Source organism: Streptomyces sp. S.PNR 29, assembly GCF_030386795.1.
In the GTDB taxonomy this organism is placed as follows: domain Bacteria; phylum Actinomycetota; class Actinomycetes; order Streptomycetales; family Streptomycetaceae; genus Streptomyces.
Genome location: NZ_JANUQM010000002.1, coordinates 559,159 through 583,273, shown reverse-complemented (window position 1 = coordinate 583,273; position 24,115 = coordinate 559,159). Strand labels below are relative to the sequence as shown.

General features: G+C 71.9%; 16 protein-coding genes. 9 read left to right on the top strand and 7 right to left on the bottom strand.

The genetic code is table 11. The features are described 5' to 3' along the window. The first annotated feature begins 460 nt into the window (after positions 1 to 460). From NW895_RS07290 to NW895_RS07280, 3 genes are read left to right on the top strand one after another with little or no spacing between them, the layout of a single operon-like run. On the top strand, positions 461 to 4,381 hold the full coding sequence (locus NW895_RS07290) for an ATP-binding protein (RefSeq protein WP_289934836.1): 3,921 nt from the start codon (positions 461 to 463) through the stop codon (positions 4,379 to 4,381). Then, positions 4,378 to 4,713 carry a hypothetical protein gene (locus tag NW895_RS07285; protein WP_289934498.1) on the top strand — a complete coding sequence of 112 codons (336 nt, stop codon included), beginning with the start codon at positions 4,378 to 4,380 and terminating at the stop codon, positions 4,711 to 4,713. Before NW895_RS07290 ends, NW895_RS07285 begins: the two co-directional genes overlap by 4 nt. Then, the gene (locus NW895_RS07280) at positions 4,710 to 5,156 is read left to right on the top strand and encodes a hypothetical protein (RefSeq protein ID WP_289934497.1); all 447 of its coding nucleotides are present in this window, start codon (positions 4,710 to 4,712) and stop codon (positions 5,154 to 5,156) included. Before NW895_RS07285 ends, NW895_RS07280 begins: the two co-directional genes overlap by 4 nt. Before the next feature lie 126 nt (positions 5,157 to 5,282). On the opposite strand, the gene NW895_RS07275 is transcribed toward NW895_RS07280, so the two are convergent. From NW895_RS07275 to NW895_RS07265, 3 genes are all read right to left on the bottom strand, one after another. Continuing rightward, a complete protein-coding gene (locus NW895_RS07275) occupies positions 5,283 to 6,746 on the bottom strand; it encodes a glutamate synthase subunit beta (RefSeq protein ID WP_289934496.1) in 1,464 nt (487 codons plus the stop codon). Beyond that, positions 6,739 to 11,346: a glutamate synthase large subunit gene (gene gltB / locus NW895_RS07270; protein ID WP_289934819.1), complete on the bottom strand. Its 4,608-nt coding sequence runs from the start codon at positions 11,344 to 11,346 to the stop codon at positions 6,739 to 6,741. The genes NW895_RS07275 and gltB overlap by 8 nt, the downstream gene beginning before the upstream one ends. A 382-nt stretch (positions 11,347 to 11,728) precedes the next feature. Continuing rightward, positions 11,729 to 12,460, bottom strand: a complete 732-nt coding sequence (locus NW895_RS07265; RefSeq protein ID WP_289934495.1) for a VIT1/CCC1 transporter family protein — start codon at positions 12,458 to 12,460, stop codon at positions 11,729 to 11,731. A gap of 263 nt (positions 12,461 to 12,723) precedes the next feature. Between NW895_RS07265 and NW895_RS07260 the strand changes: the two genes are divergently transcribed. From NW895_RS07260 to NW895_RS07235, 6 genes are all read left to right on the top strand, one after another. Continuing rightward, a complete protein-coding gene (locus NW895_RS07260) occupies positions 12,724 to 13,773 on the top strand; it encodes an ADP-ribosylglycohydrolase family protein (protein WP_289934494.1) in 1,050 nt (349 codons plus the stop codon). Positions 13,774 to 14,012: 239 nt separating this feature from the next. Then, the gene (locus NW895_RS07255; protein ID WP_289934493.1) at positions 14,013 to 15,350 is read left to right on the top strand and encodes an ADP-ribosylglycohydrolase family protein; all 1,338 of its coding nucleotides are present in this window, start codon (positions 14,013 to 14,015) and stop codon (positions 15,348 to 15,350) included. An 8-nt stretch (positions 15,351 to 15,358) separates the two neighbouring features. Continuing rightward, positions 15,359 to 16,525 (top strand): ADP-ribosylglycohydrolase family protein, encoded by a 1,167-nt coding sequence (locus NW895_RS07250; protein WP_289934492.1) that lies wholly within the window; start codon positions 15,359 to 15,361, stop codon positions 16,523 to 16,525. Continuing rightward, positions 16,513 to 17,895 (top strand): ADP-ribosylglycohydrolase family protein, encoded by a 1,383-nt coding sequence (locus tag NW895_RS07245; protein WP_289934491.1) that lies wholly within the window; start codon positions 16,513 to 16,515, stop codon positions 17,893 to 17,895. The genes NW895_RS07250 and NW895_RS07245 overlap by 13 nt, the downstream gene beginning before the upstream one ends. Beyond that, positions 17,892 to 19,085, top strand: a complete 1,194-nt coding sequence (locus NW895_RS07240) for a CoA transferase (protein WP_289934490.1) — start codon at positions 17,892 to 17,894, stop codon at positions 19,083 to 19,085. Before NW895_RS07245 ends, NW895_RS07240 begins: the two co-directional genes overlap by 4 nt. Next, complete coding sequence (locus NW895_RS07235) at positions 19,082 to 19,906, top strand: CoA ester lyase (protein ID WP_289934489.1); 825 nt, start codon at positions 19,082 to 19,084, stop codon at positions 19,904 to 19,906. The genes NW895_RS07240 and NW895_RS07235 overlap by 4 nt, the downstream gene beginning before the upstream one ends. 63 nt (positions 19,907 to 19,969) lie before the next feature. Here NW895_RS07235 and lgt read toward each other — a convergent pair whose 3' ends face one another. The 4 genes from lgt to trpB all read right to left on the bottom strand — a co-directional run bounded on the left by lgt (position 19,970) and on the right by trpB (position 24,016). Then, positions 19,970 to 20,941, bottom strand: coding sequence for a prolipoprotein diacylglyceryl transferase (lgt, locus tag NW895_RS07230; protein ID WP_289934488.1), 972 nt, complete (start codon positions 20,939 to 20,941; stop codon positions 19,970 to 19,972). A gap of 93 nt (positions 20,942 to 21,034) precedes the next feature. Further along, complete coding sequence (locus NW895_RS07225) at positions 21,035 to 21,805, bottom strand: thioredoxin domain-containing protein (RefSeq protein ID WP_289934487.1); 771 nt, start codon at positions 21,803 to 21,805, stop codon at positions 21,035 to 21,037. 109 nt (positions 21,806 to 21,914) lie between these two features. Then, the gene (gene trpA / locus NW895_RS07220) at positions 21,915 to 22,733 is read right to left on the bottom strand and encodes a tryptophan synthase subunit alpha (protein WP_289934486.1); all 819 of its coding nucleotides are present in this window, start codon (positions 22,731 to 22,733) and stop codon (positions 21,915 to 21,917) included. Continuing rightward, a complete protein-coding gene (gene trpB / locus NW895_RS07215; RefSeq protein ID WP_289934485.1) occupies positions 22,730 to 24,016 on the bottom strand; it encodes a tryptophan synthase subunit beta in 1,287 nt (428 codons plus the stop codon). Before trpB ends, trpA begins: the two co-directional genes overlap by 4 nt. Positions 24,017 to 24,115: the final 99 nt, after the last annotated feature.

Here is a 24,115-nt window from a genome sequence, read left to right as displayed (position 1 = left end):
GACCGGACCGGCGAGATCACGGTCTGCGAGGGCTCCGAGGACACCCTTCGCTGGACCGACGCGGTCAGGGCCTGTGAGCTGTGGTCCCACACCTCCGGCAGCCCGGCGGTGCACGAGCGGGTGAAACAGCGGCTCGGCGAGCTGATCCGCTACGTGGTCGACAGTTGCGCGGGCGCCGGAGCCCACCAGGACGACCCCTGGCACGACCCGGCGTACCCCGAGCGTGTCGTGCACCGCCTCGGCGACCTCGTGCGCCGCGCCGAGCTGCCGCCCGGCGACCGGCTGTCCCCGGCCGAGACGGCCTGCCTGCTCGCGGGTCCCTTCGTGCACGAGGGCATGGTCGCCGTGGCCCTGCAGGACCTGCGGGTCCACCAGCCCCTCCACCTCGGCGCGCCGGTGGCGGACGAGGACGGCGACCCGCACGGGCAGCAGGTGCGCAGCGCCGCCCAGGACGTCTGCCGTGCCCACTCCCAGGTGCAGCGCACCGCCGGGACGCTCCGGGCCCGCGGACTGGACGACGCGGCGCACGCCGCCGACCGACCACTGGCTGCGGCACCGCTTCATCGCCGACTGGGACGCGCTGTGGGAGCGCGACGGGGCGTACCCCGCCGTGGACGCGATCGTCGCCAGGGCGGTCGACTCCGTCGTCGCGGCCGCCGAGGACTCGACCGCCGGGCCCCGCACCGAAGAGGCCCGGTGCGAGGTCGACGACCAGGTGCGCCAGGTGGTCGGCCATGTCACGGTGAACCCGGGCGGCACCGACAACGGCCCACGGGTCAACGTTCCGGGGCGGGGCGACCGCTGGAATCTGCGCCAACCGGTGCGCGGGAACACCTGGCGCGCACCGTGGCTCGCCCGGCTGCTGTGGACCGCCGCCCTGCTCGCCGTCGATCCGCGCCGCCTGTCGAGTGTGCTCGTCGACCACCTCGGTGCCCACGACCCGCTGCGCCCGCAGGACGTGGTGACGGCGCTCGCGTACGACTTCGACTACGCCCCGACGGACGGCCGCACCGCCACCACCCACGGCCTCGACGTGCGGTTCAGCTGCCCCCACCCGGCCCTGCACGCGGCGGTCGAGGAGTTGGTCGGCCATGCGGACGCCACCGTCCGGGCCGTCCGCCGTGAGTGGACCTCGGCAGGTCCGCCGCCGCTCCTCAAGGGGCTGCCCGACCGGGTCACGGCAGAGAACCTGACACCCCAGAACCAGCGTTACCGGCAGCCGCTGGAGCGGTTCCGGCTCGCCGAGGACGAGATCCGGCCGCTGCTCATGGGCACCCAGTTGTACGGCGACCGCATGCTGGCCGTCCGCGAGCTCTACCAGAACGCCCTCGACGCGTGCCGCTACCGCCAGATGCGACGGCAGTACGGCGCCATCCAGACGGGCTGCGCGTCCCGCGCCAACTGGACCCCGCGGATCTCCTTCAGCCAGGGCTGGGACTCCGACGGGCGGCCCTACATCGAGTGCGAGGACAACGGCACGGGCATGACGCGTGCCAAGCTCACGTCGATGTTCGCGCGGGCGGGCAAGCGCTACGAGCAGGATCCCGAGTTCGTCCAGGAGCGGCGCAACTGGCGGCGCGCCGGGATCCCGGACATCGGGATGAACTCCCGTTTCGGCATCGGTGTGTTCTCGTACTTCATGCTCGCCGACGAGGTGGTGGTCTGGACCCGCCCGGTGGACCGCCACGGGCTGCCCGCCGCGGAACAGCCCCTGCGCGCGGACATCCAGTCCGGCTCCGGCCTGCTGCGGGTCAGTGACACGGCCGACGCCCCGGAACTCGGCGGGACGCGGGTGCGGCTGTATCTCGCGGCCCACGGGGAGAAGCAGCCCTCGCTCGTGGAGTCCCTGCGGTCGATCCTGTGGGTGAGTGACTACGAGGTGACCGCGCAGGAGCGGGACAGGGAGGTTGCCGAGCGGATCGTGCGGAGCGCGACCTGGACGCCGCACACGCTGACGGCCGACGGACCGTGGGTCGGCGAGCCCGTACAGGCGGGGCGGGACGCCTGGCTGGTGCAGGGCAGGGGGCAGCTGCTGCTGGACGGTGTCGTCGTCAGGAACGCGCCTGCTGTCTACGGCCGGGTGTTCAACCTCCGTGAGCGGCACGCACCCGAACCGAGCGTCGACCGCAACGAGATGATCAGTTACGACGAAGAGCTGGTCATGCGCGAGTTGCTGGCCGGCGTGCCGGAGGGCGTGGTCCACTGGCCGGAGGTCCCACTGCGCTGGCTGTGGGAGCTGTCCCACGAGGCTCCGCGGCTGGCGGTGGCGGTGCTGGGGGCGTTGCCGGGGAGCACGACGGCTGTGCTGGAGAGCGGCCCGGGTGACCGAGCTCTGGTGCTGGAGCGGCTGATGCTCGCCGAGGCGGGGTGCCTGCCCGTCGACCGGGCACTGCTGCGGCCGAACCAACGGTCGTTCTCACTGGGGAACAACCGCCAGTACGAGTCCATGCTGGTCCGTGCCTGGCAGAAGACCCGGCTTTCGCTGACCGACCTGCGCGGGCTCGTGTTCCGTCCCAGGAAGTATCCGGACCCCGAGCCGCTGGACGCACTGCTGTTCCTCGACGAACCGATCGAGGCACGGGGCTGGATCACGGCTCTGCGTGCTGCGGCGATGAACCGCGTCCCGCTGCGCGCATCGGTGCGGGCGCTGCGCAGGTACGCGATCACGGGCATGCACGTGCCCGCCGCGGATGACATCCGCCGCCTGGACGACCTGCAACCCGACCAGGCCGACGTGCTTCTGTACACCCTCTACCGGAGCGTTCGGTACTCGTCGGGCGAGGAGAGTCCCGCGGCGCACGCGCCCATGATGCTGCTGTCCCGCCGCCATGGCCTCACCTACGGAGAGCTGTCGGCACGGCTGCAACGGCTGCGTGTCCTCGACCCCGGACTGCCGGAACCGCCCGAGCTGCCCACGGAACTCGCGGCGGAACGTGCCTCGGCCGAGGCATCGCGGCTGGCGGGCAGGGGGTTGCGTGTGTCCACCAACTGGACCATCGGTGTCCGCTGGCTGCCCGGTACCGTGGCGCCCGTCGACCTGCTGGACCGTTCGGGCCCGTCGTTTCCGATCGACGAACTGGTCCGCCTGGTCCGGCACTTGGCACCGCTCGGTTTCTCGTTCTCCCCGGAGCCCACCGCAGCGACACTGGAACACGGGCCGCTCAAGGCCTCCGAACAGCATCTCCTCTCGACGAAGTACAGCGACTTTCCGTTGCGCGGCAGGCTCTCCATGACCCAGCTGTTCGAAATCTCGGAGAGGCTTCGGACGCCGCTGGGCGAGGTCGCCAAGCGCATCAACGACATCACGTCCGCCACGGGGGTAGAAGCGCCCACGGTGCCGTCCGAGGCCGCCGACTTCGTCGTGCCGAGGTGGGTCAGCGAGACCCTGCTGCCCTCTGAGCGGCTGCCGCTCGGGCCCTGGGCACTGGTGTCGGCGGTCACGTCGCGCGGGCCGCATATCGTCGGGACGGCAGCGGAACTGCCTGAGACACTGCGTGTCCTCCATGTGTGCGGCTTGCTGCGTACCGACATCGACCAGGAGGCGGTGGTCCGCGAGGCCATCGCCGGCAGTCCCCTCAGCATGCTCCTGCACGCAGGCGCGGCCGCCCTCGATGACCAGGGCCTTGTGCTGCCCATGGCGTTCACGACGTCCCGCACGGTCGGTGAGCAGTTGGATCTGCTGGAGAAGGCACAGCGACACCTCCCCCTGACCGCCATCGCGAAAGTCACGGACGAGGAGGCCCGAAGCCTTCGTTTCGAAGCGGGCGACAGTGTGCTTGTCGTCAAACACCCCCTGAACGGAGCCTCGTCCTTCCGCGACGAGCTGAGCATCCATCACGTCCTGCAACGTTGCCGCAATGCCAAGGCCCCCTTGGGCCCGTCCGTCCGCCACCTGGCCCGCTTCACCGTTCTCGGCGCCCCCGCACCCCCAGGCGACTTCACCGGTCCCGACGCCGAGAAGCTGGAGAACTTCGCCCCTGACCCCTTCGACATGGCCGCCTTCGAAGCCGGTCTGCTCGGCCCCGGCCTCCTCGGCCCCCTGGAACTCGTCCTCGTGGCCGGCCGCTTCGGCCGGACCCTCGGTGAGGTGTACGAGCGCTACGCGCCCTTCCGGTGCCTCGGGCTGGAGGTGACCGTGGACGAGCCGAACGCCGAGGAGGCCTGCGTCGTTCCGGGCTGGCAGGACGTGGTCGTCCTCACCGAGCAGCTGACCGGCCGCGCCCCGGCGCTGGACGGTCCGGTCGATCCCGACCACATCGTGCTCTGCGCCGAGGAGACCGACCTCACCGAAGCCCAGGTCCGTGAGCTGCTGTGCACCTACCGTCGTCTGTTCGGCCTCCGGCTGCCGGACGAACCCGACCGAGAGGACACTCCCGCGTGACCGCGATCCCGTACCACGACGGCGCTTCCCATCCGGCCCCGCTCACCTTCCAGTGGACGCGCACCGAGGCCGGCGGAGAGGTGACGTACGCGGCCACCGGACGCTGCCCGGTGTGCGGTTGCCTGATGACCCGGTCCTGGACGTTCGGGCAGCCTGTGCTGGCCAAGGGCGGGTTCCGCGGCCGCCGTGCGGAGCCGGGCCAGGAGCCGTACCACACGCACTGCCGGTGCGAGACGCTGCACATGGGACGGCCCGCCGGTGAGCAGTTCGGCTGCGGGGCCCTGCTCGCCATCGCGCCGCCGCAGGCCACGGCGAACGGTCCGGCGTCGTGAACTTCACCCCGCAGCAACTGCGCGACGCCGACCGCCGGGTGCGCGAGATGTCGTCGCCCGAGCGGCAGTTGCAGGGCGCGCTGCGTCAGGCCGAGGGCTACCGCAACTTCCTCGCCACGCTCACCGGCCTGCTCACCGCGGTCTTCGTGCTGAAGGGGCAGGAGAACCTGAGCAAGCTGGGCGACGCCCCGCGCTGGACGGTGATCGGGCTGCTGATCACGGGGTTCCTCGCCCTGATCGCCGCCTCCTGGCTGGGTGTCGTCGCCGTGCACGGGCGGCCCGGTGAGGAGATCCTGCTGGAGGCGGGCAGGCTGCTGCGGTACGAGAAGGAACGGACGAGGACGGTCTGGCGGCTGGTGGAGTGGGCCCGCTGGCTGGCGCTCCTCGGGGTGCTGGCCGTCGCCGCCGCCGTCATCGTCACCTGGGTCTGTCCGGGCAAGTAGCCGGGCACGAGCAACGGCGCCTGCCCGTTCGTCCGGTCGGGGACAAGGGGGGCAGGCGCCGTTTGTGTTCCGTACGCCGTTGTACGGGACGTTTGTCGAGTGACCGTCAGGTCACCGGTGAAGCCGTCAGACCGTCAGGGCACGGTCCGTCGGGCGGATCGGGGCGGGCAGGTCGCTCGCGCCGGTGAGGTAGCGGTCCACCCCGCGTGCCGCCGAGCGGCCCTCCGCGATGGCCCACACGATGAGCGACTGGCCGCGGCCGGCGTCGCCGGCGACGAACACGCCCGGGACGTTGGTCTGGAAGTCGGCGTCGCGGGCGATGTTGCCCCGCTGGTCGAGCTCCAGGCCGAACTGCTCGACCAGGCCGTTCTCGCGGTCGGTGCCGGTGAAGCCCATGGCGAGGGTGACCAGCTGGGCGGGGATCTTGCGCTCCGTGCCCGGCTTCGGCGTCAGCTTGCCGTCGATGAACTCCACCTCGGTGAGGTGCAGCCACTGGACGTTGCCGTCCTCGTCGCCCTCGAAGTGGGTCGTCGAGACCGAGTAGACCCGCTCGCCGCCCTCCTCGTGCGCCGAGGTGACCTTGTACAGCATCGGGAAGGTCGGCCAGGGCTGGTTCGTCGGGTGCCGCTCGTCGTTCGGACGGGGCATGATCTCCAGCTGCGTCACCGAGGCCGCGCCCTGGCGGTGGGCGGTGCCCACGCAGTCGGCGCCGGTGTCGCCACCGCCGATGACCACGACGTGCTTGCCCTCGGCCGAGATCGGGGGCGCCACGAAGTCGCCCTCCTGCACCTTGTTGGCCAGCGGCAGGTACTCCATGGCCTGGTAGATGCCCTTGAGCTCGCGGCCGGGGACCGGGAGGTCGCGGGCCGTCGTCGCGCCGACGGCCAGGACCACCGCGTCGTACCGCTTGCGCAGGTCCGTCGCCTTCAGGTCGCGGCCGATCTCGATGCCGGTGCGGAAGCGGGTGCCCTCCGCGCGCATCTGCTCGATACGGCGGTTGATGTGCCGCTTCTCCATCTTGAACTCGGGGATGCCGTAGCGGAGGAGGCCTCCGATGCGGTCCGCGCGCTCGTAGACGGCGACCGTGTGGCCGGCCCGGGTCAGCTGCTGCGCGGCGGCCAGGCCCGCCGGGCCCGAGCCGATGACCGCGACCGTCTTGCCGGACAGACGCTCGGGCACCTGCGGGGCGACGTCACCGGTCTCCCACGCCTTGTCGATGATCGAGACCTCGACGTTCTTGATGGTGACCGGCGGCTGGTTGATGCCGAGCACACACGCCGACTCGCACGGAGCGGGGCACAGACGGCCGGTGAACTCCGGGAAGTTGTTCGTCGCGTGCAGGCGCTCCGAGGCAGCCGCCCAGTCCTCGCGGTAGGCGTAGTCGTTCCACTCGGGGATCAGGTTCCCCAGCGGGCAGCCGTTGTGGCAGAACGGGATGCCGCAGTCCATGCAGCGCGACGCCTGCTTGGAGATGATCGGGAGCAGGGAGCCGGGGACGTAGACCTCGTTCCAGTCCTTGACGCGCTCCTCGACCGGACGGGACTTGGCGACCTCACGGCCGTGGTTCAAAAAGCCCTTCGGGTCAGCCATTGATCGCCGCCTCCATCATCTTCTCGTGCGTCTCGGACTCGGAGAGACCGGCTCGCTCGGCGGCGTCCTTGGCGGCGAGCACTGCCTTGTACGTGCTGGGAATGATCTTGCTGAAGCGTTCGACCGCGGTGTCCCACTCCGCCAGGAGCTTCTCGGCGACCGTGGAGCCGGTCTCCTCCTGGTGGCGGCGGACCACGTCCTGCAGCCACTGCTTGTCCGTGTCGTCCAGGGCCTCGATCGCGTCGAGGTTGCCGACGTTGACGTTGTCGCGGTCGAGGTCGATGACGTACGCGATGCCGCCGGACATACCGGCCGCGAAGTTGCGCCCGGTCTCGCCGAGGACGACCGCGTGACCGCCGGTCATGTACTCGCAGCCGTGGTCGCCCACGCCCTCGGAGACGACCGTCGCGCCGGAGTTGCGGACGCAGAACCGCTCGCCGACCTTGCCGCGCAGGAACATCTCGCCGCCGGTCGCGCCGTACGCGAGGGTGTTGCCCGCGATGACGCTGTACTCGGCGAGGTGGTCGGCCGCGCGGTCCGGGCGGACGACGATCCGGCCGCCGGAGAGGCCCTTGCCGACGTAGTCGTTGGCGTCGCCCTCCAGGCGCAGCGTGACACCGCGCGGGAGGAAGGCGCCGAAGGACTGGCCGGCGGAGCCGGTGAAGGTGATGTCGATGGTGTCGTCGGGCAGGCCCGCGCCACCGAACTTCTTCGTCACCTCGTGGCCGAGCATGGTGCCGACCGTGCGGTTGATGTTGCGGATCTGGACCTGGGCGCGCACCGGCTGGGCCTCGGTGGCGTCGGAGGCGGCCAGGGCGTCGGCGGCGAGCTTGATGAGCTCGTTGTCGAGCGCCTTCTCCAGGCCGTGGTCCTGGGCGATGACCTGGTGGCGGACCGCGCCCTCGGGCAGCTCGGGCACGTGGAACAGCGGCTCCAGGTCCAGGCCCTGCGCCTTCCAGTGGTTCACCGCGCGGGTGACGTCGAGGGCCTCGGCGTGACCGACGGCCTCCTCGATGGAGCGGAAGCCCAGCTCGGCGAGGAGTTCGCGGACCTCTTCGGCGATGTACTGGAAGAAGTTCACGACGTACTCGGCCTTGCCGGTGAACCGCTCGCGCAGGGTCGGGTTCTGCGTGGCGATACCGACCGGGCAGGTGTCCAGGTGGCAGACGCGCATCATGACGCAGCCGGAGACGACGAGCGGCGCGGTCGCGAAACCGAACTCCTCGGCGCCGAGCAGCGCGGCGATGACCACGTCACGGCCGGTCTTCAGCTGGCCGTCGGTCTGCACGACGATCCGGTCGCGCAGGCCGTTGAGCAGCAGCGTCTGCTGGGTCTCGGCGAGACCGAGCTCCCAGGGGCCGCCCGCGTGCTTCAGGGACGTCAGCGGGGAGGCACCCGTACCGCCGTCGTGGCCGGAGATGAGCACCACGTCCGCGTGCGCCTTCGACACACCCGCGGCGACCGTGCCGACGCCGACCTCGGAGACCAGCTTGACGTGGATCCGCGCCTGCGGGTTCGCGTTCTTCAGGTCGTGGATCAGCTGGGCCAGGTCCTCGATGGAGTAGATGTCGTGGTGCGGCGGCGGGGAGATGAGGCCCACGCCCGGCGTCGAGTGCCGGGTCTTCGCCACCCACGGGTACACCTTGTGGCCGGGCAGCTGGCCGCCCTCGCCGGGCTTGGCGCCCTGGGCCATCTTGATCTGGATGTCGTCGGAGTTGACCAGGTACTCGGACGTCACACCGAAGCGGCCGGAGGCGACCTGCTTGATGGACGACCGGCGCGCCGGGTCGTACAGGCGCTCCGGGTCCTCGCCGCCCTCACCGGTGTTGGACTTGCCGCCCAGCTGGTTCATGGCGATGGCGAGCGTCTCGTGGGCTTCCTTGGAGATGGAGCCGTAGGACATGGCGCCGGTGGAGAAGCGCTTCACGATCTCGGAGGCCGGCTCGACCTCCTCGATCGGGATCGGCTTCCGGTCGCTCTTGAACCCGAAGAGCCCGCGGAGCGTCATCAGGCGCTCGGACTGCTCGTTCACGCGCGCGGTGTACTGCTTGAAGATGTCGTAGCGGCCGGTGCGCGTGGAGTGCTGGAGGCGGAAGACCGTCTCCGGGTCGAACAGGTGCGGCTCGCCCTCGCGGCGCCACTGGTACTCGCCGCCGATCTCCAGCGCGCGGTGCGCCGGGGCGATGCCGGAGGCGGGGTACGCCTTGGCGTGGCGGGCGGCGACCTCCTTGGCTATGACGTCGATGCCGACGCCGCCGATCTTGGTGGCCGTGCCGTTGAAGTACTTGTCGACGAAGGTCTCGTCGAGACCGACGGCCTCGAAGACCTGGGCGCCGCGGTAGGAGGCGACGGTCGAGATGCCCATCTTGGACATGACCTTCAGGACACCCTTGCCGAGCGCCTTGATCAGGTTCTTGATGGCCTGCTCGGGCTCGCCGCCCGGCAGGAACGTCCCCGCGCGGACCAGGTCCTCGACGGACTCCATGGCCAGGTACGGGTTGACGGCCGCCGCGCCGTAGCCGATGAGCAGGGCGACGTGGTGGACCTCGCGGACGTCGCCGGCCTCGACCAGCAGGCCCACCTGGGTGCGCTGCTTGGTGCGGATGAGGTGGTGGTGGACGGCCGCGGTGAGCAGCAGCGACGGGATCGGCGCGTGCTCGGCGTCCGAGTGGCGGTCCGACAGGACGATCAGGCGGGCGCCGTTGTCTATGGCGGCGTCGGCCTCGGCGCAGATCTCGTCGATGCGCGCGGCCAGGGCCTCGCCGCCGCCGTGCACCCGGTACAGGCCGGAGAGGGTCGCGGCCTTGAAGCCGGGCATGTCGCCGTCGGCGTTGATGTGGATGAGCTTGGCCAGCTCGTCGTTGTCGATCACCGGGAAGGGCAGCACGACGCTGCGGCAGGACGCGGCGGTCGGCTCCAGCAGGTTGCCCTGCGGGCCCAGCGAGGAGCGCAGGGAGGTGACCAGTTCCTCGCGGATCGCGTCCAGCGGCGGGTTGGTGACCTGTGCGAACAGCTGGGTGAAGTAGTCGAAGAGCAGGCGCGGGCGCTCGGAGAGGGCCGCGATCGGGGAGTCGGTGCCCATCGAGCCGATCGGCTCGGCGCCGGTCTTGGCCATCGGTGCCAGGATGACGCGCAGCTCCTCCTCGGTGTAGCCGAAGGTCTGCTGGCGGCGGGTGACCGAGGCATGGGTGTGCACGATGTGCTCGCGCTCGGGCAGGTCGCCCAGCTCGATCTCGCCGGCCTCCAGCCACTCGCCGTAGGGGTGCTCGGCGGCGAGCTGCGCCTTGATCTCGTCGTCCTCGATGATGCGGTGCTCGGCGGTGTCGACGAGGAACATACGGCCGGGCTGCAGGCGGCCCTTGCGGACGACCTTGGCCGGGTCGATGTCGAGGACGCCGACCTCGGAGCCGAGGACGACGAGGCCGTCGTCGGTGACCCAGTAGCGGCCGGGGCGCAGGCCGTTGCGGTCCAGCACGGCGCCGACCTGGGTGCCGTCGGTGAAGCAGACGCAGGCCGGGCCGTCCCAGGGCTCCATCATCGTGGAGTGGTACTGGTAGAAGGCGCGCCGGGCCGGGTCCATGGAGTCGTGGTTCTCCCACGCCTCCGGGATCATCATCAGCACGGAGTGCGGCAGCGAACGGCCGCCCAGGTGCAGCAGCTCCAGCACCTCGTCGAAGGAGGCCGAGTCGGAGGCGTCCGGGGTGCAGATCGGGAAGATGCGGTCGAGGGTCTTCTCGTCGGACCCGAACAGGTCCGAGACCAGCTGCGACTCACGCGCCCGCATCCAGTTGCGGTTGCCCATGACCGTGTTGATCTCGCCGTTGTGCGCGACGAAGCGGTACGGGTGGGCGAGCGGCCAGCTCGGGAAGGTGTTCGTGGAGAACCGGGAGTGCACGAGCGCGATCGCGGAGGCGAAGCGGCGGTCGGACAGGTCCGGGAAGAACGGCTCCAGCTGGCCGGTGGTCAGCATGCCCTTGTAGACGATCGTCCGCGCGGACAGCGACGGGAAGTACACGCCGGCCTCGCGCTCGGCGCGCTTGCGCAGCACGAAGGCCTTGCGGTCGAGCTCGATGCCCGTCGAAGGCACTGCAGCGCCGTCGGACACGAAGATCTGGCGGAAGACGGGCATCGTCGACCGGGCGGTGGCACCCAGCAGCTGGGGGGCGACGGGAACCTCGCGCCAGCCCAGGACGGTCAGGCCCTCCTCCGCCGCGATCGTCTCGATCTGCGCGGCGGCGTCGGTGGCGGAGTCCTCCGGCAGGAAGGCGATGCCGACGGCGTACGCGCCGGCCGCGGGCAGCTCGAATCCGGCCACCTCGCGGAAGAAGGCGTCGGGCACCTGCGACAGCAGACCCGCGCCGTCGCCCGAGTCGGGCTCGGAGCCGGTGGCACCGCGGTGCTCAAGGTTGCGCAGAACGGTGAGTGCCTGTTCGACCAGGGTGTGGGACGCCTCGCCGGTGAGGGTCGCGACAAAGCCGACGCCGCACGCGTCATGCTCGTTGCGGGGGTCGTACATACCCTGCGCAGCAGGGCGAGCATCCATGAACGACCAGTTCTGGCCATTCGCGGAGTGCTGGGACGGCTGGCGCGGCGTACGCATCGGCTCTCCCGTCGTCGTCATGTGGCATATGCAGGTGCCGAGGGACGACGCTGGCCCTCTGCGTGAGTGCAAAATTTCGTGCAGGTTACATGATGGAGCGGTTCTCGGGAACCGGGATATTCCGTTCCAACATGCGGACACCGCGGGGTCGGGGCGGGGGTACCTCACCCAGCGGTGGAAGCTATTGGGGGACCGACGTCGACAAGATCGATCGGATCGATGTCCGTCAGCCCGAAGGCGGGGGGAGCGTCGTCGCCCACCCCGGCGGGCACGCCGCAGGCCTCGTTGCCCACAGCGCTTACGGCTCATGCCCCGTGGTTAAGCATTCGAAACCAGCGAGTAACGGCTACTTATGCGGCCCAACGCATAAGTTCGAGCCGACCTATCCTACGGCGGTTCCGAACAAAGTGCCCAGGGCGTACGTCACACCGGCCGCGGCGCCCCCGAGGGCGAGCTGCCGCAGCCCGCTGAACCACCAGGTCCGCGCCGTCACCTTGGCCACCACCGCACCGCACAGGAAGAGCCCGGCGAGCGCGAGCAGCACCGCCGGCCACAGGGTGCTCGCCCCCAGCAGATAGGGCAGGACGGGCAGCAGGGCGCCGAGCGCGAAGGAGCCGAAGGAGGACACGGCCGCGACGATCGGTGACGGGAGGTCGCCGGGGTCGATGCCCAGCTCCTCGCGGGCGTGTATCTCCAGGGCCTGCTCGGGGTCGCGCGACAGCTGCCGGGCGACTTCGCGGGCCAGCTTCGGCTCGACCCCCCGGGCCTCGTACAGCGCCGCCAGCTCGGCCTCCTCGTCCTTCGGGTGCTTCGTCAGCTCCCGCCGCTCCACGTCCAGCTCGGCCTCGACGAGCTCGCGCTGCGAGGCAACCGACGTGTACTCGCCGGCGGCCATGGAGAAGGCGCCGGCGGCCAGGCCCGCGAGTCCGCTCAGCACGATCGCGTGCTGACTGACCGCCCCGCCCGCGACACCGGTCATCAGGGCGAGGTTGGAGACCAGGCCGTCCATCGCGCCGAAGACGGCGGGGCGCAGCCAGCCGCCGTTCACATCCCGGTGCGTGTGGTTGTCCCGGTGCGCCTCGTGCAGCGCCGCCTCGGTCTCGATGATGGCCATACCAGCCCCCCTGAACGCTTCTTCGATGACTCTTCGAAGGATTTGGACGAGATCTACTTTTCGACAACACCCAAAGTACGTCGTAAATTGCACGCCCGCCAGCAAGGAAAGGCTGGGCTTACCTGCGCTTTTGCCCTCCGATGCTCATCCGCTCAGAGGGCTGCACATATGTCGACCGGGTGATGCGGGGGCCGGTGAGGCTGCGGTGCACACCGCATCGGGGACAGTTCCGCAAAGGGCTCTGCTGAGAGGAGAGGCCGCGTATGGCATCGACCGCCTGCATCCCCTCGGTCCCGGCGCCCGGTGACGCGGCAGAACTCCGCGAGCGGGCACGCGGCGCGCTGCTCGGACTGGCCGTCGGGGACGCCCTCGGGGCCCCGGCCGAGAACCTGAAGCCCTCCGAGATCCGGGCGCGATGGGGCCGTATCACGGGCTTCGTCGCCGAGCAGCCCTGGGGGACGGACGACACGGAGTACGCGATCTTCTCCGGCCTCCTGCTGGCCCGGCACGGCTCCGCGCTCACCCCGGCACACGTGGAGGCCGCCTGGCACGAGTGGATCGCCGACCGCGACGAGGGTCGCTTCCGGGGCGCGGGCTTCAGCGAGCGCGGCACACTGGAGAACCTGCGCCGGGGTCTGGCCGCCCCGATCTCCGCCCAGCACCGCCACGCCTGGAGCGACGGCCTGGCCATGCGTTCGGCGCCCCATGGTGTGTTCGCGGCGGGCCGCCCCGCCGAAGCGGCCCGGCTGGCGGCGATCGACGGCTCGGTCAGCCACGACGGCGAAGGCATCTACGGCGGCCAGGCGGTGGCGGCGGGCGTCGCGGCGGCGATGGCGGGGGCGCCGGCCGTCGCGGTGGTGGCCTCGGCCCTGGCCGTCGTCCCGGACGATTCCTGGACGGCCCGCTCCCTGCGCCGGGCCGTCACCGCGGCCCACCGCGGCGAACGCGCCGTCCGTTCCGCGGTGGTCATCGGCGGCTACCCCTGGACCGACCTGGCCCCCGAGGCCGTGGCCCTGGCCTTCGGCGCCTACGCGGCGGCCGACGGCGACTTCGAGGACGCGGTCCTCACGGCCGTCAACATGGGCCGCGACGCCGACACCACGGCAGCGGTGGCCGGCGCCCTGGCCGGCGCGACACGGGGAGTCGCCGCCATCCCGGCGCAGTGGGCGGCGGCGATCGGCCCGGCCCGCGGAAGCTGCCTGCCGGCGATGGCCGGACACCACGTCCTGGACGTGGCGGACCTCCTCACGCCCCGACCGTCCCGGAGCGCCTACACCCTGGCAGCGCCCGAGGAGCCGGAGGCACCCCGATGACCCCCGACACGGCCGGGCCCACGGCCACGGCCGGGCCCACGAGTACGGCGAAGCCGACGACCACCGATCAGCCGACGAGTACGGCGAAGTCGACAGCCACCGCAGAACCGACAGCCCCGGCGCATCCGACGACCCCCGCAACGCCAACGCCCCCCGCAAAACCCACGACCACCGTGAAGCCAACAGCCACGGCAACATCAACGACCACGACGAAGCCAACAGCCGCCGAACCAGCGGCCATGGCGCATCCGACGCCCACGGCGAACCCAACGGCCACCACAACGCCAACGACCACCACAACGCCAACGACCACCGGAACACCACCGACCACGGCGGAGCCGAACGCACCCGCGGTCGCCGGCGGCGGGGACGCCCCACCGGGGCCACCCGCACCCGGCGACGAAAGCCGCACGGGTGGTGCCGGTGGGAACAACCCGGCCGAAGGCGAAGCCGAGGCCGAGGCCGCACAGCGAACCGTCGGCCTCCTCCTGGGCCTGGCCGCGGGCGACGCCGCCGGCTGGCCCGCCGCCCGCCACCGCGCCGCCCGCATGCCGGAGTGGACCCGCCGCCTCACCCGCGAGCTCGACACCTTCGCCGAGCAGAACGCGACGACCACCCTCCCCGTCCCCATCGCCCTCAACCAACCCCCCGAACCCCTCCGCCTCGGCCCCTCCGACGACGCCGAGTGGGCGGCCTTCGCGGCGGAGGCCGTCCTGCGGGCCGGCGACGACAGCACCCTCGCCGACCTGAGCCGGGAACGCCGTACCCGAGCCGCGATCGACCTCACCTGGAACGCCGTGGCCGGCGAGGTCGCCGCGGCGGCGGACCGCGCCCCCGAGGTCGAGTCCGCCGTACTCCCCCTGCGCGCCCGCATCTCCGTCCGGGCCGGCCTCGGCAATCTCGCCGCCGGCCTGCGCCCGCCCGCCACCGGCCACGACAACCCGCACTACTTCGACGACGCGGCCTGCGTACGGGCCTGCGTCCTGGCCGTGGCCCACCCGGGCGACCCCCGACGCGCCGCCGACCTCGCCGAGTTCGACGCCCGCTACACCCAGGACGGCGACGGCGTGCACGGCGCCCGCGCCATGGCGGCGGCCCTGGCACTCGCCCTGTCCGGCGCGGACACCACGGCCTGCGTGACGGCCGCGCTCGCCGAACTCCCCGAGGAGACGGAGATCGGCCGCAACGCCCGCCAGGCACTGCGCCTCGCACAGGACGCGGACAGCGCCTTCGCCCTGGTCCCCCACCTGGAGCACCAGATCGTCGACCACGTCTACAGCTACGGCATCGCCGCCGCCGAGACGGTCCCGGTGGCCCTGGCTCTCGCCATCGCGGCAGGCGGCCGTATCTCCGAGGCCGTACCGGCGGCGGCCTGCCTGTCCCGCGTCGCCGACTCCGCCCCGGCGCTGGCGGGCGCGCTGACCGGCGCGCTGGGCGGCGGGGCGGCGATCCCCGCCTCCTGGCGGGACGCCTGCCGCACCCTCTCCGGCTGTGTACTCCCCCGGCTCACCGGTACGGACCTGGTGGAACTCGCCGAGCTCCTGGAAGCCGCACAACCGCCCCAGCCAGGAGGATGATTCGGGCCATGGCACCCAAAACAGATGAAGCGGGCCTGGAGGAGCGGATCACCGGCGCCCTGGTGGGCGCGGCCGTCGGCGACGCACTCGGCGGCCCCGTCGAGGGCTACACCCCCGAGCAGATCCTCGAACGCCACGGCGGCCGCGTCCACGGCATCGTCGGCCCCTGGAACGGCGACGCCTGGCGCACCGCCCGTCCCATCGCCCCGTACCACAAGGGCGACGGCCACGTCACCGACGACACGTTGATGACGCATGCGCTGGTACGGGTGTACGCGACGGTCCGCGACCACCTCGACGCCTACGCGATCGCCGAGCACCTGGTCCCCGACCTGATGACGACCCCGCGCTGGATCCCGGAACTCCAGGCCGAGGCGCTCCCCCTGCACCGTCTCTTCCTCGCGGAGAAATGGCTGGCGGCACGGCTCCACTACGGCCACGTCGACCCGCGGGAGGCCGGTACCGGCAACATCGTCAACTGCGGTGCCGCGATGTACATGGCCCCGGTCGGCCTGGTCAACGCGGCCAACCCGGCGGGCGCCTACGCCGAGGCGCTCGACATCGCGGGCGCCCATCAGTCGTCGTACGGCCGTGAGGCGGCGGGCGTCCTCGCGGCGGCGGTGGCGGCGGCGTGCTCGCCCGGTGCGACACCGGACTCGGTCGTCTCGGTCTGCCTGTCCCTGGCGAAGGACGGCACCCGGGCGGCGGTCGAGCAGGTCTGCGAGGCGGCGTCCCGCCACACGGACTTCGAGTCGGCGCTGGAGCCGCTCCGCAAGGCGGTGGCCCCGTACGACACCGTCGGCCCCGACTACCGGTCTCCCTCCCTGGACGCACGCCGTCCGTCCCGTCTGCACGCGATCGAGGAACTCCCCGTCGCCCTCGGCATGCTGGTCGTCGCCGGCGGCGACTACCGCCAAGCGGTGCTGGGCGCGGTGAACTACGGCCGCGACTGCGACTCCATCGCCACGATGGCGGGCGCCCTGGCCGGGGCCCTGGGCTCACCCGTCCCGGAGGACTGGGCGAAGTCGGTGGCGGAGGCCAGCCGCCTGGACCTGTGGCACCCGGCGGCCACGCTCACCGAGGTCACCCGGGAGATCTTCGACCGGGACGTACACCGACGCCGCTCCCATGAGGCGGCGTTCGCCGAGATGGGAGGCCCGAGATGCTCCGACTGACGTGGGTCCAGCCCGAGGATCTGATCGGCCACGAGCTGCGCCAGGCGGCGCAGGACGGCCGCGAACCGTCGGCGATCGTGGCGAGGTGGGCGGCGGCGGGTGGTCCGGATGCTCCCCTCAGAGCGGGCGCGTCCCCGCAACCGGTGTCGCGCTATCTGCGGCTGCTGGCGGAGGACCTGCTGGACGAACTGGGGGATCTGCCGAGCACGTTGGCGGACAGCGAGCCGACGGATCTCGCGAAGATCAAGGCCGGCTGTCCGGCCTGGCCCACGCGGCCCGCAGACGGTCCTGCCGCCCGGGCGGCTTCCCCAGCCGTGACCCCTCCCCGCCTGGAGGCCGCCTGGCTGGGCCGCGCCGTCGGCTGTCTCCTCGGCAAACCCGTGGAGAAGCTGCCCCTCGAAGGCATCCGCGCCCTCGCCGAGGCAACCGGCAACCGGCCCCTGACCACATACTTCACAGCCCGAGGGGTCCCCGGGGAACTCACCGCCCGATACCCCTGGAACCGCCGCTCCGCGCCGACCTCGCTCGCCGAGAACATCGACGGCATGCCCGAGGACGACGACCTCGACTACCCCCTCCTCAACCTCCTTCTCCTCGGCCGCCACGGCAAGGCCTTCACCACCACCGACGTGGCCCGGGTCTGGCTCGACGAACTCCCCGCGGGCCGTACGTTCACCGCCGAACGCGTCGCCTACCGCAACCTCCTCACCGGCCTGGAGCCCCCGCACACCGCCCGTCACCGCAACCCGTTCCGCGAGTGGATCGGCGCCCTGATCCGCGCCGACGTGCACGGCTGGACCAACCCCGGCGACCCGGCAGCCGCCGCCGAGCAGGCCCACCGGGACGCCACCCTCACCCACACCGCCAACGGCGTCTACGCCGCGATGTTCGCGGCCGCCACCATCGCCACGGCCGCCACCGGCACGCACGACATCCACGCCTGCCTCCGCACCGGTCTCACCGTCGTCCCACCCGGCTCCCGCCTCGCCCGAGCCGTCCGTCACGCCGTCCAACTCGCGCGGACCCACGGCGACTTCGACACGGTCGTCGACGAACTCCACACCGCGTACGCCGATCACCACTGGGTCCACGCCGTCCCCAACACCGCCCTGATCGCCGCCGCCCTCACGCACGCGGACGGCGACTTCACCGGCTCCATCTGCCGTGCCGTCTCGGGAGGTTGGGACACGGATTCCAACGGCGCCACGGCAGGCAGCATCGCCGCGCTCCTCGCCGGCACCCCCGCCGCCCTCCCCGACCGCTGGACGGCGCCCCTCAAGAACCGCCTGTCCACCTCCGTCGGCGACTTCGGCGGCACCGGCTTCGACACCCTGGCCCACCTCACCCACCGGGAGGCCACCCGCCCATGACCCCCCAGCCTCCTCTCACCGGCCTGCGCGTCCTCGACCTCGCCACCCTCTTCGCGGGCCCCCTCGCCGCCACGATGCTCGGCGACTTCGGCGCCGAGGTCGTCAAGGTCGAGCACCCCACGAAACCGGACCCCTCCCGCGGCCACGGCCCGTCGAAGGACGGCGTGGGCCTGTGGTGGAAACTCCTCGGCCGCAACAAACGCACCATCACCCTCGACCTGTCCAAGCCGGGCGGCCGCAGCACGCTCCTCCGCCTCGCCGCGACCGCCGACGTCGTCATCGAGAACTTCCGCCCCGGAACCCTGGAGAAGTGGGACCTGGGCTGGGAGGAACTGTCCGCCGCCAACCCCCGCCTGGTCCTCACCCGGGTCACCGCCTTCGGCCAGTTCGGCCCCTACGCCCGCCGGCCCGGCTTCGGCACCCTCGCCGAGGCGATGAGCGGCTTCGCCGCGATGACCGGCGAGCCGGACGCGCCCCCGACGCTCCCGCCGTTCGGCCTCGCCGACTCCATCGCGGCGCTGGCGACGGCGTACGCGGTGATGACGGCCCTCGCCGCCCGCGAGCGCACCGGCGAGGGCCAGGTGGTCGACATGGCGATCATCGAGCCGATCCTGACCGTGCTGGGCCCCCAGCCGCTCTGGTACGACCAGCTCGGCCACGTCCAGCCGCGGACCGGCAACCGCTCCCAGAACAACGCCCCGCGCAACACCTACCGCACCGCCGACGGCACCTGGATCGCCGTCTCCACCTCGGCGCAGTCGGTCGCCGAGCGCGTGCTGCGCCTGGTGGGCCGACCGGAGCTGATCGACGAGCCCTGGTTCGCGACGGGCGCCGGCCGGGCCCGTCACGCGGACGTCCTGGACCAGGCGGTGGGCACCTGGATCGCCCGCCGGACCCGCGACGACGTCCTCGCCGCCTTCGAGAAGGCGGAGGCCGCGGTGGCCCCGGTCCAGGACGTACGGGACGTGATGGCGGACCCGCAGTACCAGGCCCTCGGCACCATCACCACCGTCGACGACCCGGAACTGGGCCCCCTGCGCATGCAGAACGTCCTCTTCCGCCTCTCCTCCACCCCCGGCTCGATCCGCTGGGCGGGCCGCCCGCACGGCGCGGACACGGGGGAGGTCCTCAGCGAGCTGGGCCTGACCCCGGCCGAGCTGGCCGCCCTGCGCGAAGAGGGCGCCCTGTGATCCCCCTGACCTGGCTGTACGCCCCCGGAGACCGCCCCCGGACCGTCGCCCGGGCCCTGGCCTCAGGCGCGGACATCGTCCTGATCGACCTGGAGGACGCGGTAGCCCCGGACCGCAAGGAGTACGCCCGCGCGGCCACCGCCGAGCTGCTCTCCGAGCCGCAGCCGGTCCCGGTCCACGTCCGCATCAACGCCCTGGACGGCCCGCTCGCGGCGGCGGACCTCCGGGCGGTCGCCGCTCTGCCGGGCCTGTCCGGACTCCGCCTCCCCAAGGTGACCGCGCCCGAGCAGATCATCCGCGTCGCCGAACGCACCGCCCTCGCCGACGGAGGCGCGCTCCCGCTCTACGCCCTTCTGGAAACAGCCCTGGCCGTCGAACACGCCCACGCGATCGCCTCCGCCCACCCCGCCCTGCACGGCATCGCCCTCGGCGAGGCGGACCTCCGCGCCGACCTGGGCCTTCGGGACGACCCGGGACTCGACTGGTCCCGCTCCCGCGTGATCGTCGCCGCGCGAGCGGCGGGCCTGCCCCCGCCGCCACAGTCCGTCCATCCGCACGTCCGCGATCTGGAGGGCCTGGCGGCATCCTGCGCCCATGGCCGCGCCCTGGGCTTCCGGGGCCGCGCCGCCATCCACCCCCGCCAGCTCCCGGTCATCGAGCGGGCCTACCTGCCGACCGAGGAGGAACTGCACGAGGCCGGGACCGTCATCAGGGCAGCGGCAACGGAGGCGGGCGCCCAAGCCCTCCCGGACGGGAGGTTCATCGACGCGGCAGCGGTGGCGGAGGCGCACCGGACACTGGCACTGGCCCGCCGCGGCTGACCGCCGCGAACGCGACGAGGGCGCCCGCAGAGGGCGCCCTCGTCCCGGCTCAACCGGCCGTCGTCACGTCTTCTTCGCCGACCCGGCCCCGTCCTTCGCGTCGTCCTCGGCGTCATCTTCGGAGTCTTCGGAGTCCGCGGAGTCCGCGGCGTCCGCGGCGTCCGCGCCCTCCGCATTGGCCGTGTTCTCGCTCTCACCGCCTGAGGCGTCGTCGTCGACTGCCGCCGGCTCCACAACGGCTTCCCGGCCCGGCCGCTTCTTCGCCGACACCACGATGTACGTCACCGCGAGCAGGAACACGAGGATCGCGGTCCAGACGTTCAGCCGCACGCCGAGGATGTGGTGGGCGTCGTCGATGCGCATGTACTCGATCCAGCCGCGGCCCGTGCAGTACGCGGCGACATACAGCGCGAACGCCCGCCCGTGCCCCAGCTTGAAGCGGCGGTCGGCCCAGATGACGAGGAGTGCGACGCCGATGCACCACAGCGACTCGTACAGGAACGTCGGGTGGTACGTGCCCGGCACCCGCCCGTCCGCCGACGAGGTGATCTTCAGCGCCCAGGGCAGGTCGGTGGGCTTGCCGTACAGCTCCTGGTTGAACCAGTTGCCCCAGCGCCCGATGGCCTGCGCGAAGGCGATGCCGGGGGCGACGGCGTCGGCGTACGCGGGCATCGGGATGCCCCGGCGCCGGCAGCCGATCCAGGCGCCCAGCGCGCCGAGCGCGATCGCACCCCAGATGCCGAGACCGCCCTCCCAGATCTTGAAGGCGTCCACCCAGTCACGGCCCTCGCTGAAGTACAGCTCGTAGTCCGTGATCACGTGGTAGAGACGGCCGCCGATCAGACCGAAGGGGACGGCCCAGACCGCGATGTCGGCCACCGTGCCGGCCCGCCCGCCGCGGGCGACCCAGCGCTTGTTGCCGAGCCAGACGGCCACGAAGACGCCGATGATGATGCAGAACGCGTAGCCGCGCAGCGGAATGGGGCCGAGGTACAGCACCCCGCGCGACGGGCTGGGAATGTAGGCAAGTTCCATGGCAGGGTCGACGCTACCCTGCCGGACCGGACCCGCGGCAGGCAGCCCGGCTACGGGTCCATAACGGGCAGGTGTGAACGGCCGCGGCCTCCCTCACTGCTTGGCGGCTTCCTGCACCATCTTCTTCAGCTTCGCCGGCGTCATCGTCCGGTCCTGGTAGATGTTCTTGCCGTCGAGCAGCACCGTGGGCGTACCGCTGAAGCCGCCGTTGCGGAAGGCCGCGGCGGACTTGTCGACCCAGCTGTTGTGCGTGCCGTCCTCGACGCACTTGCGGAACGCGGGGGTGTCGAGGCCGTCGACCTTGCCCGCCAGCTCGATCAGCTTGCTGTTCCGGGCGAAGGCGTCGTCGGTCTCCGGCGGCTGGTTGTCGTACAGCACGTCGTGGTACGGCGTGAACTTTCCGGCGTCCTGGGCGCAGGCCGCGGCGTTGGCCGAGTTGCGGGAGCCGGTGCCGCCCATGTTGCCGTCGATGATGGTCGCCAGGTGGTACTCGACCTGGAGCTGACCGGCGTTCGTCAGCTCGTGGATCACGGGGCGGTACGCCTGCTCGAAGGCCTTGCAGGCCGGGCAGCGGAAGTCCTCCCAGATGGTGAGCCGGGACTTGGCGCTCTCCTGGCCGGCCGGGATCGCGAGGCTGTCCTTGCCCTGCGCACCCGAGGGCGCCACCACCGGGCCCGACGCCTCGTCGTCCTTGCCCGCGTTCGCGGCGACCACGCCGATCACCGCCGCGAGCCCCAGGGCGCAGACCACGCCGACGCCCACGATCAGCGCGCGCCGGCGCTTCTCCGCGGCCTTCTGCTTCTCGCGCTCGACCGCCAGCCGCTCCCGGGCGGTGCGCTTTCCCTCATGGTTCTTCTCGCTCACACCCCGCAGAACGAACCGGGGAGGCGCACCGCGCCTCCCCGGTTCCAGGTCCACCCGTACGAGGGACCCGTACGACTACCCGGTTTGTTACGTCGGCTGCGTCGGCTTCTTACGCCTCGCCGCGTACGCCCTTCGCCAGGTCGCCCGCGAGCGCGCGGACGGCCTCGACTCCGGCCGCGTGGTCCGGGGCGTCCAGCATCCGCTTGACGAACGCCGAGCCGACGATCACGCCGTCGGCGAACCCGGCGACCTCGGCGGCCTGCACGGCGTTGGAGACGCCGAGCCCGACGCAGACCGGCAGGTCCGTGCCGCTGGCCCGGGTGCGTTCCACCAGGTCCTGGGCCTGCGAGCTGACCGTCTCGCGGGTGCCGGTGACGCCCATGAGGGAGGCGGCGTAGACGAAGCCGCTGCCCGCCGCGGTGATCTGGGCGAGCCGCTCGTCCTTGCTGCTGGGCGCGACCACGAAGACCGTGGCGAGCCCGTGCTTCTCGGCGTGCTCGCGCCACAGGGCCGACTCCTGCACCGGCAGGTCGGGCAGGATGCATCCGGCACCGCCCGCCTCGGCGAGTTCGGCGGTGAAGCGCTCGACGCCGTAGCGGTCGATCGGGTTCCAGTACGTCATGACGAGGATCGGCTTGCCGGTGGCCTCGTAGGCCTCCCGGACCGTCCGCATGACGTCCGCGATCCTGACGCCGCCGCGCAGGGCGATGTCGTCGGCGGTCTGGATGACCGGGCCGTCGAGGACCGGGTCGCTGTGCGGCAGACCGACCTCGACGACGTCCGCGCCGCCGTCGAGGACGGCCTTGATCGCCTCGATGCCGCCGTCCACGGTCGGGAACCCGGCCGGAAGGTAGGCGATGAGGGCGGAGCGGCCCTCGGCCTTCGCGCCGGCGAGGGTGTCGGTCAGCAGCTGTACGTTCCCGCTCACTTGGCGTCCCCCTCGATCTCGGCGGTGTCGCCGGCCTCGTCGGCGGCGACCTCGGCGTCGGTGTCGTACAGGCCGAAGTAACGGGCGGCCGTGTCCATGTCCTTGTCACCGCGGCCGGACAGGTTGACGACGATCAGCCCGTCCTTGCCCAGCTCCCGGCCGACCTCCAGGGCACCGGCCAGCGCGTGGGCGCTCTCGATGGCCGGGATGATCCCCTCGGTCCGCGACAGCAGACGCAGCGCCTGCATGGCCGCGTCGTCGGTGATCGCGCGGTACTCGCCGCGGCCGGAGTCCTTGAGGTAGGAGTGCTCGGGGCCGATGCCGGGGTAGTCCAGGCCGGCCGAGATCGAGTACGGCTCGGTGATCTGGCCTTCGTCGTCCTGCAGGACGTACGACCGGGAGCCGTGCAGGATGCCGGGCTCGCCCGCGGTCAGGGTCGCCGCGTGCTCGCCGGTCTCGACGCCGTGCCCCGCGGGCTCACAGCCGATCAGGCGCACCGAGGCGTCCGGGATGAAGGCGTGGAAGAGGCCGATGGCGTTGGAGCCGCCGCCGACGCAGGCGATGGCGGCGTCGGGAAGGCGTCCGGCGCGCTCCAGGAGCTGGCGGCGGGCCTCGACGCCGATGACGCGGTGGAAGTCGCGGACCATGGCCGGGAAGGGGTGCGGCCCGGCGACCGTGCCGAACAGGTAGTGGGTGTGATCGACGTTGGCCACCCAGTCGCGGAAGGCCTCGTTGATCGCGTCCTTCAGGGTGCGGCTGCCGGACTTCACGGCGATGACCTCGGCACCGAGCATGCGCATCCGGGCCACGTTGAGGGCCTGGCGCTCGGTGTCGATCTCACCCATGTAGATGGTGCACTCAAGGCCGAACAGCGCGCAGGCGGTGGCGGTGGCGACGCCGTGCTGGCCGGCGCCGGTCTCCGCGATGACGCGGGTCTTGCCCATCCTCTTGGTGAGGAGGGCCTGACCGAGCACGTTGTTGATCTTGTGGGAGCCGGTGTGGTTGAGGTCCTCGCGCTTGAGGAAGACGCGGGCGCCGCCCGCCTCCGCGGCGAAACGAGGGACCTCGGTGAGCGCCGACGGGCGGCCGGTGTAGTTCACCAGCAGGTCGTCGAGCTCTCGGGCGAACTCGGGGTCGTGCTTGGCCTTGTCGTACTCGACGGCCACCTCGTCGACGGCGGCGACGAGGGCCTCCGGGATGAACTTGCCGCCGAATGCGCCGAAGTAGCCCTCGGCGCTGGGGATCTGACCCTCCGGGTCGGGGATGAAGAACTCGCTGGGCATGCGGAAACCTCACGGTGAGTGTGGAAAAGACACTGATCGCCGTGGGGGGCGGGGCTTGTTCGTCGGCCGCCGGCCGAGTGTGGCCGGTCGCGCCCGCGC

What these genes read in the sequence shown, in the direction of transcription:
- gltB (WP_289934819.1), bottom strand. Translation starts at nt 11,346, where the DNA reads ATGCGTACGCCGCGCCAGCCGTCCCAGCACTCCGCGAATGGCCAGAAC.
- NW895_RS07245 (WP_289934491.1), top strand. Translation starts at nt 16,513, where the DNA reads ATGCTCCGACTGACGTGGGTCCAGCCCGAGGATCTGATCGGCCACGAG.
- NW895_RS07240 (WP_289934490.1), top strand. Translation starts at nt 17,892, where the DNA reads ATGACCCCCCAGCCTCCTCTCACCGGCCTGCGCGTCCTCGACCTCGCC.
- lgt (WP_289934488.1), bottom strand. Translation starts at nt 20,941, where the DNA reads ATGGAACTTGCCTACATTCCCAGCCCGTCGCGCGGGGTGCTGTACCTC.
- NW895_RS07265 (WP_289934495.1), bottom strand. Translation starts at nt 12,460, where the DNA reads ATGGCCATCATCGAGACCGAGGCGGCGCTGCACGAGGCGCACCGGGAC.
- NW895_RS07260 (WP_289934494.1), top strand. Translation starts at nt 12,724, where the DNA reads ATGGCATCGACCGCCTGCATCCCCTCGGTCCCGGCGCCCGGTGACGCG.
- NW895_RS07250 (WP_289934492.1), top strand. Translation starts at nt 15,359, where the DNA reads ATGGCACCCAAAACAGATGAAGCGGGCCTGGAGGAGCGGATCACCGGC.
- NW895_RS07255 (WP_289934493.1), top strand. Translation starts at nt 14,013, where the DNA reads ATGGCGCATCCGACGCCCACGGCGAACCCAACGGCCACCACAACGCCA.
- NW895_RS07275 (WP_289934496.1), bottom strand. Translation starts at nt 6,746, where the DNA reads ATGGCTGACCCGAAGGGCTTTTTGAACCACGGCCGTGAGGTCGCCAAG.
- trpB (WP_289934485.1), bottom strand. Translation starts at nt 24,016, where the DNA reads ATGCCCAGCGAGTTCTTCATCCCCGACCCGGAGGGTCAGATCCCCAGC.